Source organism: Enterococcus sp. DIV1682a (assembly GCF_051711005.1).
Classification (GTDB): Bacteria; Bacillota; Bacilli; order Lactobacillales; family Enterococcaceae; genus Enterococcus_B; species Enterococcus_B hirae.
Window position 1 is genome coordinate 1,710,549 of sequence record NZ_JBIOLT010000001.1, and the last position, 13,453, is coordinate 1,724,001.

Annotated in this window: 9 protein-coding genes; 1 reads left to right on the forward strand and 8 read right to left on the reverse strand. The window is 38.2% G+C overall.

Annotation, left to right across the window (positions count from 1 at the left end; translation table 11 throughout):
* Positions 1-289 precede the first annotated feature (289 nt).
* From glmM to nifJ, 4 genes are all read right to left on the reverse strand, one after another.
* Entirely contained in the window at positions 290-1,648 is a 1,359-nt protein-coding gene (gene glmM, locus IGJ23_RS07730) for a phosphoglucosamine mutase (protein WP_010718960.1), read from the reverse strand.
* A gap of 23 nt (positions 1,649-1,671) precedes the next feature.
* A complete protein-coding gene (locus IGJ23_RS07735; RefSeq protein WP_010718959.1) occupies positions 1,672-2,829 on the reverse strand; it encodes a CdaR family protein in 1,158 nt (385 codons plus the stop codon).
* Positions 2,826-3,713, reverse strand: coding sequence for a diadenylate cyclase CdaA (cdaA, locus tag IGJ23_RS07740; protein ID WP_010737735.1), 888 nt, complete (start codon positions 3,711-3,713; stop codon positions 2,826-2,828). The genes IGJ23_RS07735 and cdaA overlap by 4 nt, the downstream gene beginning before the upstream one ends.
* A 188-nt stretch (positions 3,714-3,901) precedes the next feature.
* The gene (gene nifJ / locus IGJ23_RS07745) at positions 3,902-7,570 is read right to left on the reverse strand and encodes a pyruvate:ferredoxin (flavodoxin) oxidoreductase (protein WP_368024321.1); all 3,669 of its coding nucleotides are present in this window, start codon (positions 7,568-7,570) and stop codon (positions 3,902-3,904) included.
* A 175-nt stretch (positions 7,571-7,745) separates the two neighbouring features.
* Between nifJ and IGJ23_RS07750 the strand changes: the two genes are divergently transcribed.
* Positions 7,746-8,264, forward strand: a complete 519-nt coding sequence (locus IGJ23_RS07750) for a thioredoxin domain-containing protein (protein ID WP_034698266.1) — start codon at positions 7,746-7,748, stop codon at positions 8,262-8,264.
* Between the two features lie 192 nt (positions 8,265-8,456).
* Here IGJ23_RS07750 and IGJ23_RS07755 read toward each other — a convergent pair whose 3' ends face one another.
* The 4 genes from IGJ23_RS07755 to rapZ form a co-directional block, all read right to left on the reverse strand.
* Positions 8,457-10,376 (reverse strand): hypothetical protein, encoded by a 1,920-nt coding sequence (locus tag IGJ23_RS07755; protein WP_063627222.1) that lies wholly within the window; start codon positions 10,374-10,376, stop codon positions 8,457-8,459.
* Between the two features lie 180 nt (positions 10,377-10,556).
* Positions 10,557-11,492: a DNA-binding protein WhiA gene (gene whiA / locus IGJ23_RS07760; RefSeq protein WP_010718951.1), complete on the reverse strand. Its 936-nt coding sequence runs from the start codon at positions 11,490-11,492 to the stop codon at positions 10,557-10,559.
* Between the two features lie 34 nt (positions 11,493-11,526).
* Positions 11,527-12,525, reverse strand: coding sequence for a gluconeogenesis factor YvcK family protein (locus IGJ23_RS07765; RefSeq protein ID WP_010718950.1), 999 nt, complete (start codon positions 12,523-12,525; stop codon positions 11,527-11,529).
* Positions 12,522-13,406 (reverse strand): RNase adapter RapZ, encoded by an 885-nt coding sequence (gene rapZ / locus IGJ23_RS07770; RefSeq protein ID WP_010718949.1) that lies wholly within the window; start codon positions 13,404-13,406, stop codon positions 12,522-12,524. Before rapZ ends, IGJ23_RS07765 begins: the two co-directional genes overlap by 4 nt.
* Positions 13,407-13,453: the final 47 nt, after the last annotated feature.

Below are 13,453 nucleotides of genomic sequence, written 5' to 3' on the forward strand. Positions count from 1 at the left end.
ACCTCCTCTAAATTAGTTGTTTCGCAAGTTAGTTTAATCTATTCAGAGATAAAAAAAGCCCTTTTTTTTCGTATAATTAGAAATTAAAGTTCTATCATAACAACTTTTAACGGAGAATATTCTAAACCCAACGCTAATTTTATACAAAAAAGTAGTTGTCTTGGAACAAGCATTTGACAGCAACCCAAATTTGTTTTCCTACGGACAAAAAAACTGTTATTCACAAAAACAAGAAAACATTTTTGTAAATAACAGTCGATTACTATTAAAATGAGAAAAATTTTAGTTCTTATTCTTCAAGTCCGATCTCTTCTCGAACAACTGCAGCAATCTTATCCACGTAATATGCTACTTTTTCATCCGTTGGCGCTTCAGCCATGACACGTAATAATGGTTCAGTTCCAGAAGGACGAACTAAAATTCTTCCTTCACCAGCCATCTCAGCCTCAGTTTCTTCAATCACTTTTTTGATCGCTGGAACTTCCATTGCACCATTTTTGTTGCTTACTCGGATATTTACTAATTTTTGTGGGTAGATCGTCACTTCGCTCGCTAACTCGGATAATTTCTTCCCAGTTTGCTTCATGATATTCAGTAATTGGATTCCTGATAGCATTCCATCACCTGTAGTATTAAAGTCAAGGAAGACCATATGACCAGATTGTTCTCCACCAAAATTATAATCATTTTTTCGCATTTCTTCTACAACATAGCGGTCACCAACCTGAGTAACTACGTCCTTCAAGCCAATTTCTTCCACCGCTTTATGGAATCCTAGATTACTCATGACCGTTGTAACGATCGTATCTTTTTTCAAACGATTTTTCTTTGAAAGGTATTTCGCACAAATGAACATGATTTTATCACCATCAACGATGTTCCCAAGTTCGTCCACTGCAATAATTCGATCCCCATCACCATCAAATGCTAAACCGGCATCGGCGCCTTTTTCAACAACCATTTCAGCTAACTTTTCAGGGTGTGTTGAACCAACACCATCGTTAATATTTAAGCCATTAGGGCTGGTACCCATCGTATAAAAATCTGTTTCTAAGTCTGCGAATAAACGGTTGACAGAAGTTGCTGTCGCCCCATTTGCCGCATCGACACAAACGGTTAGGCCTGATAGATCCCCATTGATCGTTTGCACTAAGAATTGAGAATATTTTAATAAGCCTTCTGGAAATTCTTCTACTGTTCCTAATCCCTCTGCTGAAGGACGTGGCAATTCGTCCACTTCGGCATCAAGCAATGCTTCAATTTCTAATTCTTGTTCATCCACTAATTTAAACCCATCAGCACCAAAAAATTTGATTCCATTATCTTGTGCAGGATTATGTGAAGCAGAAATCATCACGCCGGCATTGGCTTTTTGCAATCTTGTTAAATAAGCAACTCCTGGTGTGGAAATGACGCCAAGTTGAAATACTTCAATACCAACTGATAACAAACCAGAAATTAAGGCTTCTTCTAGCATTTGCCCAGAGATTCTGGTATCACGCCCAACTAAAACCCGTGGACGTTTCCCTTCTGTTTCATGTTGGCTTAATACATATCCGCCACATCTACCTAACTTAAACGCTAATTCTGGTGTCAATTCTTTATTGGCTTCGCCACGGACACCATCCGTTCCAAAATATTTACCCATAATTGTAAATTTGCTCCTTTAACTTAATTTTCCGAAGAATACGTTTGACTCTCTTGTGTACTTTGCATAGTGGATTCACTCGAATCTGTACTTTCAGAAGTTTGCTTGCTTTCTGTCTGGACACTAGAAAGTGACGTGCTCGATGTAGTCGACTTTGTCGTTGACGTTGTTGAGTCATTCCTTTTAGTCGAACTTTGATTTTTATCGACTGAAGAATCACTAGTTGTCGATTCCAGCACTGGTGTTATCTCAACTTTAACCGATTTAGGCGAGACGCTCATTCCTTGTTCAACAGGAATCTGAATCGTCCTAGTCGTTCGATGAGTAATTCCTGATATGTCGATTGGCACAGCGATACTATCCCCTATTTGAGCAAGTTGTTCCGTCGTCCCTGTGACTTCAGCCTCTAATTCGGAAAACTTGAAATTATAGTTCTTAATTCCTTCGCCTTTTGTCCCTTGTTGAATACCATATAGGCTAACCGTTTTTTTCGGTTTGATTGCATCTGACGTGACGTTGACTTGCACTGGATCAGAAACAATACTCAACGGCTCACCAGCTGAATTTAACGCTTGTACAGATACATTACTATTCACACCATCGTCCGTTATCATTGACGGGTTGACTTTTGCAACCACTTGATGAATTTCCGCTAAAGTCTTATCTCCAGTGGTGATCGTGACCTTCGTCGGATCGACGGTTGTTTCAGTTAAATTATAACCAGAAGGCGTCGTCTCTGTTGGCAGAATAGCCTTAACTTCAAAGTCTTTGGTCACTTTCTTTTCAATTGTAACCGTGATCGTTTCCGGTTGCAACTTAGCGGTGACAGCGCTGCTTAGATTTTTGATTTTCAATGGCACTTCGTGGGTTCCTTCACCTAGATGTGCTAAGTCTGCGGTGACCCTAAAGGTACGGGTGTCTTCATTTGCCTCAGCCATCAACTGGATACGATTCGCACTAGCCAATTTGACAGTAGTAGTGTTTTCGTAACCATGGATATAATACTTATCGGTATCATATAAAAGTTGGATCGAAACATCAGAAGCTGTCTGCGAATAGGACTCGTTTCCAGATAATGTGTTTTGCATCGTTTGACCATTCGCATTGAAATAAAGAATGATACTAAACAATAACGCAACAAACCCATACAGAATACTCGTACGCTTTTCTTTTGAGATCATTTCCGATCCCCTCCCTTAGTCATTGCGTCCAAGAAAGATTGAAGCCCATTCTTTTTGTTTTTATTTTTTTCTTCTACAATTAGTTGTTTTCGTAAGATCGATAAATACTCTTCTTGCGATAACCCTGGTATCAATTGATTGTCTAAAGTGATACTTACATCTCCTGTTTCTTCCGAGACCACGATAGTTATTGCATCGCTGACCTCACTGATACCGACAGCAGCTCGGTGACGTGTTCCAAATTCTTTTGGAATCAACATACTTTCTGATAAAGGTAAATAGGCACTGGCAACTGCAATTTTTCCATTTTTGACAATAACTGCCCCGTCATGCAGCGGCGTATTGGGGATAAAGATATTAATGAGTAACTCACCAGTAATATCTGCATCCAATGCGATGCCTGTCTCAATATACTCATCTAAACCAGTATGACGCTCGATCGTAATCAGAGCACCAATCTTACGTTTCGACATATATTGAATAGCTTTATCAAAGGATAGGATCATCTTCTCGTCTTCTTGTTGCTCGCTTTTCGTTTGTTTGAATAACGAACTTCTTCCCAGATGTTCTAACCCACGACGAATCTCTGGTTGGAAGATGACGATTGCTGCAATCACACCATAAGTTATGACTTGATTCATCAGCCATGACAGCGTGTGTAGCCCAATCAACTCAGCCGCAATTCGAATCACGATAAAGATGGCAACGCCTTTGAGCAATTGGATCGCTTTCGTCCCTCTTAGTAGCTGGATCAGTTTGTAAACCAAATACCATACGACTAAAATATCCAGTATGTTTACCAAAAAATTCAGAGAAAATAAGTCACCGGAAAACATTTGTTGCCAATACTCTAAATTAAAAAGTTCCCCGATTTGAAATGACATAAAAAGCCTCTCTTCTCTTTTGAGATTTCCCTTTAAGTATATCATATGTTTGGAAATATGAGACGATTCTGGCTACTTTTTTTCAAGAAAATTACATAAATTATTCGATCGATTTTTCCGCCCTTTAAATTGTTTGCTTATCATTTACCGAATGAGATAGTTGGATCAATGAACAAAACATCAAAACATCATTTTCGACGTGCTGCACGTTCTGCTCTTTTAGCAGCTCTTCTGGCTGCTGCTTCATCATCGATCTTACGTTCTTTTTTTCTCTTTTTCGTTTCGACTTCCTCTTCTTTTACAATCGGATCAGACGGTTCTAGTTTTTCTTTAATTTTATCAAGCTGTCCAGTGAGTGAAGCATAATTGTAAAAACGAGTTTTTGCATCTAGAACCGTTTTTTCAAACAATTTTTCAGCTAATTGAGGGTTGGCACTTTCTAGTGAAGAAAACCGGACTTGCTTACGCATAAAATCGCCCATTGTTGAAAAGTCTGGTTTTTTGTAATCCAAAATCATCGGAACCTTCCCTTTTTCAATTAAACTTGGATTATAACGATAGAGGGACCAATAGCCTGATGAAACAGCTTCTTTGGCTTCTTTAATCGATTCTTTCATGCCCCCCAACAGACCATGGGTGATACAAGGCGTATACGCAATGATTAGTGATGGCCCTGGGTATTTCTCTGCTTCTTCAAACGCCTTGATTGTTTGCATTTGATTGGCACCAGAAGCAATTTGAGCGACATAGACGTTCCCATAAGTCATTGCCATCATTCCTAAATCTTTCTTCGACGCATATTTCCCACTTGCGGAGAATTTTGCAATAGCTGACGTTGGCGTTGCTTTAGAGGTTTGCCCCCCAGTATTAGAATAAACTTCATTATCCAATACTAGGATATTCACATCTGCCCCACTAGCCAATACATGATCGATACCACCAAAGCCAATATCATAAGCCCAACCATCTCCGCCAATAATCCATTGACTGTTTTTGACAAAAATATCTTTGTGCTCAAGAATGGATTCCAATTCTGGGACTTGCTGTACTTCCGCTACCATCGCAGCCTGAAGTTTAGCTGCTCGTTGTTGTGTTCCTTCGCTATCGAATAAATGGTTGAGCCAATCCTCCATCAACAGTCGAAGCGCACTCGATACTTTTGGCATGATTTCACGAACAGATTGCGCCAAAGCTTCACGACGGGTTTGAGCAGCTAGTAACATACCATAGCCAAATTCAGCATTATCTTCTAATAAGGAATTAGACCAAGCTGGACCTTGCCCACAAGCATTCGTTGTGAACGGTGATGCTGGCGAAGCTCCTCCCCATATTGAAGAACAGCCGGTTGCATTAGCGATCATCATTCGGTCTCCGAACATTTGGGTCAAAAGTTTCACATATGGCGTTTCACCGCAACCAGAGCAAGCACCTGAAAATTCAAGCAACGGTTGGTTAAATTGGGTAGCCATTACCGTATTTTTTCCTTTCATAGGGTTTTCTTTCTGTCTCAATGTCATTGCAAACGCCCAATTGACCGCTTGTTCTTTTTGTTCCTCGTAAGGTTTCATCACTAACGCTTTTCCTTTGGCTGGACAAGCCTCCACACATAATCCACATCCTGTACAGTCCTCCACGGAAACTTGGATACGATATTTTAACCCGTCAGGTCCTCTCATATCACGAACGATAAATCCTTCAGGCGCTTCAGTCAGCTCTTCTTCATCAGCTAAGAATGGGCGGATGGCTGCGTGCGGACATACAAATGCGCACTCATTGCACATCGTACAACGGTCACTGATCCATTCAGGGACTTCTAGGGCTACACCTCGTTTTTCCAGCGCTGCTGTTCCTAATGGCATCTCGCCAGTTGTCATCTGGTTGGCTACTAAAGTACCTACTGACAGTTGATTTCCTTCTTGAGCATTGATCGGCGTAAAAATCTCTTTTACGTAACGTGATGTTGTCTCTTCTTTTTTGCTAGGTAGTTCTAATGATCGCCAATGTTTGGGGATTTCAACTCTATGGAGAAGTTCAAGGGTATGATCAATCGCTTGGTTATTTTTTTCTACGATTTTCATTGATTTATGACCATAGCTTTTAAGCACTTCTTCTTTCAAGAGCGGAATCACTTCTTCAATAGGAATAATGTTTGCTAATTTGAAAAAAGCCGTTTGCATGGCAGTGTTAATACGACGACCTAATCCAACTTCTTGAGCAATTTTCATCGCATTGATCGTATAAAATTGAATCTCATTTTCTGCCAAATATTTTTTTAGACGAAGAGGCAGATGCGTTTCTAACTGCTCATCTGTCCATAAAGTATTCAATAAAAATGTGCCACCTTTTTTCAACCCTTTAACTAAATCATAGCTGTGCAAGTAAGCAGGCGTATGACAAGCGACAAAATCAGCATGTTCAACTAAATAAGTAGAACGAATTGGCGTGTTTCCAAAACGGAGATGGGAAATCGTCAATCCACCTGATTTTTTTGAATCATAGTAAAAATAGCCTTGGGCGTATTTGTCTGTATGATCACCAATGATTTTAATAGCAGATTTATTTGCACCGACTGTCCCGTCAGAACCAAAACCCCAAAACTTAGCTTGGTAAGTTTCAGCATCCGTTAAATCCAATGTTGGTCTTGGTGCCAAAGAATGATAGGTAACATCATCCACTATCCCGATTGTAAATCGTTTTTTCATTTGTTCATCTTTTTGCAACTCGTCAAAAACGCTGATGATTTGATCTGGTGTCACATCTTTTGATCCTAATCCATACCGCCCACCAATTATTTTAGGACAGATTGTTGCATCATAAAGTGCACTTTGAACATCTAGCAGTAATGGTTCCCCACCAGCTCCTGGTTCTTTGCTTCGATCTAATACGGCAATTGACTGTGTAGTTTTAGGAAGTTTTTGCAACAATGTTTCAATTGGGAATGGGCGATAAAGATGGATATTTAAGAAACCGACTTTCCGGCCATTTCTATTCAAATAATCGACTGTCTGCTCAATCGTTTGCGCTACCGACCCCATCGAAATGATGACTTCTGTCGCGTCGGCAGCACCATGATAAGTGACTAAATCATAGGAAGTTCCACGTAATTCATTGATTGCTTGCATGTATTTTTGTACGATGCGAGGTAATTGTTCGTAATACGAATTGATCGTTTCTCTTTGCTGAAAATGAATATCTGGATTTTGATTCGTTCCACTAACAGTTGGGTGGTTAGGGTTCATCGCTCTGTTTCTAAACGCAGCAAGTTTCTCTTGATTGATTAACGATGCTAACTCGTCATATTCTAGTACTTCAATTTTTTGGATTTCATGGCTCGTACGAAAACCATCAAAAAAATTCAAGAATGGCAGCTCTGCTTCAATCGAAGCCAAATGTGCTACGGGTGCTAAGTCCATAACTTCTTGCACACTACTTTCTGCAAGCATCGCAAATCCAGTCGATCGAGCAGCCATGACATCCCCATGATCCCCAAAGATATTTAACGCATTCGTCGTGACTGCACGACTTGCGACATGAAATACGCTTGGTAGTAATTCACCAGCGATTTTATACATATTGGGTATCATCAACAACAATCCTTGAGAAGCTGTATAAGTCGTTGTCAGCGCTCCTGTTTTGAGCGAACCATGCACAACACCAGCCGCTCCTGCTTCAGATTGCATTTCAACCACTTTAACTGGTTGTCCAAAAAGATTTTTCTTCCCACTAGCAGACCATTGATCCACTAATTCTGCCATCGTTGAGCTGGGCGTAATGGGATAGATTGCAGCTAATTCTGTAAAAGCATAAGAAATATAAGCGGCAGCTGTATTTCCGTCCATTGTTTTCATTTTTCGCATTTGTCATCATCCTTGTTCAAATTCTCTCAAATATCCCACCTATTATAACGCAAAAGCTCCTGAAAACCTACCTATTCTGTAAAAGTACTCACATGAGAAGATACATGCTTTATTAAACAAAAAACTAGTCTTTTTCCTGAAAAATGCTTAAAATGAATCTAAGAGGTGATTATACATGGATATATCTATCATTAAAGCAGATAAAACAAATACCGAAACTGGCATTCATTATGGAAACTTAGATGCTCCTAAGAAAATGGCAGAGTTTATCAATCTGGCTTGCCCTTATTGCCGTCAATGGTTCAACGAATCTTATGAATTACTCGAAGAAGCTGTAAGTAAAGGTCGTTTGCAACGGGTGATCAAACTTTTTGATAAAGAAAAAGAAAGTTTGCAACGTGGGAATGTGATGCATCATCATATTGATACGTCAGACGGTCAAGTAGCTTTACGAGAAATCAAAAAAGTATTTGATTCGCAGGATGATTGGAAAAATCTTAGTCTAGCAGAAGTAGCAGATTATGCTCAAAATAAGTTAGGTCTAACTTACCAAGAAGAATCTCCTGCCTCTCAAGCAATTATAGCTGAGGCGAATGCTGCCAATATCCGTTTTGTTCCAACTGTTATTTTGGAAGAGCATATTTTTGATGAATCGATCAAAAAAGAAGAGCTAATTGATTACATTAACGAGTAATAATCCTGACTATCACATGTACTTGTAATCATTATTGATCAGGATTGACACTATCGTTCCGATCCTAACAAGACCCAAAGAACCTCAAAATAGCCTAGCCTATTTTTAAGGTCCTTGGGTCATTTTTGATTGAGCGACTATCCAGATCTTAATTTAGAAAAATATAAAAAACGAATTGATACACCATCTATCCTAAGACCTTTCGTTGACAAAGCTTCGTAAACTAGCTTGGACACGTGGGTTATTTAGATGCTGTTGCCATTTCTGTTCGATGACATTTTGTACTTTTTCAACGGCACGAGTTGTAGTCGATGAAAAACTTTTTGGCTGTGACAATATGGGTGAGTCTACCCGTGCTTTTTTCAGACTTAGGTCCAGGGCGCCAGGATCCGATTCTGAATTTCTTCTCTTCCTCTCTCCTTCTGATTTCATTTCTTGACTCTTTTCATATTTTCCTTTCACTTGGTCTGAGCTATTTGATCTAAGCTCGATTTGATCAAAACGGCTGGTTAATTCATCCATAGATATTGGTTGTAGTGGTTGGTGACTCGTGCTTTGGTACAACGAATTGTTTTTAACTAGAGATAACACTTCATCTTTATGGATAAACCGCAGTTTTCCATCGGAATTAGGAACGGAATAATAAGAAAATTCTGTCGCAATCTCGTTAACTGTCCTCCCTTTCTTTTCTTCATTTCGGATGTAATCACATATTATTTCTTGGACCTCTTCTGGTGATAAATTATATTGATATGAAATTACTCCTATATTTTGATTCTCCTTATACTCACTAACAATGATTTCACGCAATGGATCTAATCTATTCGTTTTAGTGTAGATTTGATGAAACTGGTTTGTTGATTCAGCCATAGATATTGGTTTTGGTGGTTGGATCGTGCCTTCTTGTATCAGATTTTTCTTAACTTCAGAGATTGCTTTCTCAATGATAGGTGGTTCTGGGGTGTTTAATTCTGGTTGAGATTCGTTCTGAATTTTATTCACTATCTCTTGAACGGCTTCTTCGTTTATCTTTAGCGTACATGCAATTTCATTAATGGATACATTTTTTTCAATTGCTCCCTCTACATATATCTTATAAATTTGAGCCAACGTGCAGCCATTTCTTTCCGCAATTCCTTGAATTTTTTGGTTCTTTAATATATTGTTTTTAATATACTGATATGGAAATGTTTTTATTTCAGTTTGAGTTAAACAAAGCTGGTTACTTATTTCTTGTCTAGATATTCCCCTAATTGAATGATCTATAATAAATTTAGCCATTCGATGTTTCACCATTGATAGATCCGTTTCCTGTTCAGTTGCAATCTTCCCAATTTTCATACCTATTTTTCTTTTCTTGACAAGATCATCGAAACTTAATCTTTCCCTCTTTTTTGTTTTTTTTCTTAACAACACGGTATTTGTTTTTTTAATGCTTTTTTTTGCATCTCCCACTAATTTGTTATTTTTTTCAACTTTTTGGAAAACCTCAAGTATCCTTGGATATCCATCTAAACTCACAGGTAATATTCTATTTAATTCTTCCCTTGTATACCCTTGATCATGAATTTTTCTTATTGCATAATCCTCTATTATCGTTTTAGTTTTTTCTACAGAAATATCCAAGCTTTCAGAGATCTTCATTATATTTTCCTTTTTTTTAAGCTTGTGAACGACTAATTTTTCTATCACGTAATCTTCTGAACAACCAATCATCTCAGGAATGAGTCGGATATTACCATTCCTTCGAAAATTATTTATGATGAATGCATGTTTTTTTCCCATTATACTATTTGAACTTTTATGTAGTCTTTCAGCTATCTGAGGTACCGAAAAACCTTGGTATATGCTACGTGCGATTTCTAAATTAAGTATCCTATAAGCAGTTGGTCTACTAATCTTTAATCGCTTAGTAAGTTCTTTTACACTTACTTTATTTTCAAGTCCATGAATGAACTCTCTATGGATTTTATTCATTTGCTCCTTATTGCGGCGTTTCCGAAACGTTAGTTTTTTCGGGCTAACCTTAGGAAGGCGTTTCATATGAATCTCTTGTTTCTCTGTATCTTTTTTTTGTTTTTTCTTTCTTTTATTATTAACCTTATTTTCCATAGTAATTATTCTCCTTTGTTTTTAGTAGCAATAACCGTTATCAATGGGACTTGCTACTTACTTTTTAACATATTAAAGGACACTGATTAGAACTTTTTTTGGAAATATAATAAAAAAAGATTCTGAGACAAATACTTGTCCCAAAATCTTCATTAATTAAAAAATTAAAAATTTTTTCACTTAACTTGCTTCTTCGCGCAACTTTTCTGCAAATTCATTAATCTTTCTGATTCGATGATTGATTCCGGATTTAGAGATCGCTCCTGATGGAATCATTTCTCCTAGCTCTTTTAAACTGACTTCTGGGTGCTTTAATCTCAATTCTGCAATTTCTTGCAATTTTTCTGGTAGTGCAGTTAATCCAACTCTACTTTCAATCAATTCAATATTTTCGATTTGTTTTGCTGCAGCATCAATCGTTTTATTCAGATTAGCTGTCTCACAATTGACAAGTCGGTTGACTGAGTTTCGCATATCACGTACGATACGGACATCTTCAAAGCGCAACATCGAATTCGTCGCACCAATTAAGGTTAAAAAGTCAGCAATTTTCTCTGCGCCTTTTAAATATGAAATATAGCCGTTTCGACGTTCCAATGTTCGAGCATGAAGACCATAATAATTTAACATATCACAAATGTCTTGATTATGTTGTTCATAAATGGAAAAAATTTCTAAATGGTAACGACTAGTTTCAGGGTTATTGACTGAACCAGACGCCATGAATGCTCCTCTTAGATAGGATCGCATTTTTTGTGCATTTCCTAAAATTTCATCAGATACATGCCCATTGAACATCATTCCGTCCATGATATCTAGATCCATCAGTACATTTTTCGTTCCTTGTTTCAAACGAACGATATAGACATTATTCTTTTTCAATTTCATTTTTTTTCGAACGAGTAACTCGCTTCGGACATTATAATGATCTTTTAAAAGAGAATAGATCCGTCTGGCGATAGCTGCATTTTCTGTTTGAACGTTTAAGATAAATTGTTGATTCACAATCCCTAAAGATCCATTCATTCGCAAAAGTGCAGCTAATTCCGCCTTTGCATGTTCGCGGTGAACTTCAAGTCCAGTAAGTTCTTTTTTGACATCTGCCGCAAATGACACCCTATTCTCCTCCTTTCTTTTAGTAACCTACCGTTTAATATTTGGAACCAAAAACCAAACGAAATAGCTCTTCCACAACTTTTTCACCATCATGGAAGACACCTCCATTTTTTAATTCTAAAAAGTCAGTCGAAATCACTCGACAACCTTCATTCCGTAATCCATGAAAATCATGGGTTACTTGTACGAGGTATTCATCGTAAATTTCGGGATCCATATAACCTGCTGGTACTTTTTCTGTGTTAACTAAAACAGTATCAATAAATGGTCGTTTCAAATGTTCATGCAACACTCGAATATGATCAGCATCTGTAAAATGTTCTGTTTCACCTTTTTGTGTCATGATATTACAAATATACACCACTTCGGCTTCTGTTTTAGCTACTGCTTCTCCAATTTCTTGGATGACCAAATTAGGTAAAATGCTAGTAAACAAACTACCCGGTCCTAAAACGACCATATCTGCCTCCATAATGGCAGAAACAACTTTTCGTGCTGGTTTGGCTTCGCTATCATCCGTGGTATTTCGCACATAGACATGATCAATCGTTTTTCGATCGACCGCAATTTTTGATTCCCCCACCGCAGTAGTACCATCTTTAAAAACTGCATGGAGTGTTAATGGTGTTTCAGAAGAAGGATAGATATGACCGTCCACATGCATCATCTTAGATAGGAGTTGTACTGCTTCGTATGTACTTCCTCTCATTTCTGCGACAGCGGCAATGATCAAATTACCAATCGTATGATTGGCTAAAAATTGATCTTCTTTTTTAAAACGATACTGAAAGATATCTTCATAAAATTGTGGCATATCCGACAATGAAACCAACACATTCCTCAAATCGCCAGGGGGCGCCATCGCAATTGATTCTCTGATTGCACCGCTACTGCCCCCGTCATCTGCGACAGTTACGATCGCTGTAATATCAGCCCCTTGGTTACGCAAGCTTTTTAAAATAACCGGTAAGCCTGTGCCACCCCCAACGACAACGATTTTGGGCTTTCTTATACGGTAAGTTTTCATCTTCACGAGCGATTCACCGTCTCTTTCCGTTTATCTTTGTCACGGTGAGTCACATTGACTTTATAATTTTCTTTCAAAGCACCTGATAAACGTTCTGTTAACGCAACTGAACGGTGTTGCCCTCCGGTACAGCCAATAGCAATCGTCAAGCTGCTTTTACCTTCTTTGATATATCCTGGTAAAACCGTCTGTAATAAATCTAAAAACTTATTATAAAACAGCTCAGTTTCATCAAATGACATCACATAGTCATAAACTGGTTGATCTTTTCCTGTCAAAGGTCTTAATTCAGGGATATAGTGGGGATTTGGTAAAAAGCGTACATCCATCACGATATCTGAATCAATTGGCAAGCCATATTTGAATCCAAAGGAAACAAATTCGATTCGAAAGCCTTGATCGCCTTTGGTCTTAAACGTTTGATTGATTTTTTCCCTTAACTGACGTGGCGTTAAAGTCGTCGTGTCTATAATGACCGAGGCCTGCATCTTTAGATCATTCAATATCGCACGTTCTTTACGAATTCCTTCCGTGACTAAACCGTTCATTGCCATTGGATGGGTACGTCTTGTTTCCTTGTATCGTGCGACTAATTCTTCATCGGATGCATCTAAAAATAAAATCGACGTATCGATAAAATCCGTATTCTCAATTTCGACTAACATATTTTGGATTTCTTCAAAAAACGAGCGTGAACGCAAGTCTACCACTAATGCCATTTTCGTCACTTTACCCGATTCTTTGATCAATTCCCAAAACTTTGGAATTAGATTTGGTGGCATATTATCAATACAAAAATACCCCATATCTTCAAAACTTTGAATAGCGACCGTCTTCCCAGCGCCACTCATCCCTGTGATGATTACTAGTTGTAAATTATCAGCCATATCAAACGGCCCCCTCTCATATCTCTTCCTAAAATTATATCACTTCC

Bases quoted from the DNA above. Each gene is read 5' to 3' on its own strand.
- glmM (WP_010718960.1), bottom strand. From the start codon at position 1,648: ATGGGTAAATATTTTGGAACGGATGGTGTCCGTGGCGAAGCCAATAAA.
- IGJ23_RS07750 (WP_034698266.1), top strand. From the start codon at position 7,746: ATGGATATATCTATCATTAAAGCAGATAAAACAAATACCGAAACTGGC.
- cdaA (WP_010737735.1), bottom strand. From the start codon at position 3,713: ATGTCATTTCAAATCGGGGAACTTTTTAATTTAGAGTATTGGCAACAA.
- IGJ23_RS07755 (WP_063627222.1), bottom strand. From the start codon at position 10,376: ATGGAAAATAAGGTTAATAATAAAAGAAAGAAAAAACAAAAAAAAGAT.
- rapZ (WP_010718949.1), bottom strand. From the start codon at position 13,406: ATGGCTGATAATTTACAACTAGTAATCATCACAGGGATGAGTGGCGCT.
- IGJ23_RS07735 (WP_010718959.1), bottom strand. From the start codon at position 2,829: ATGATCTCAAAAGAAAAGCGTACGAGTATTCTGTATGGGTTTGTTGCG.
- nifJ (WP_368024321.1), bottom strand. From the start codon at position 7,570: ATGCGAAAAATGAAAACAATGGACGGAAATACAGCTGCCGCTTATATT.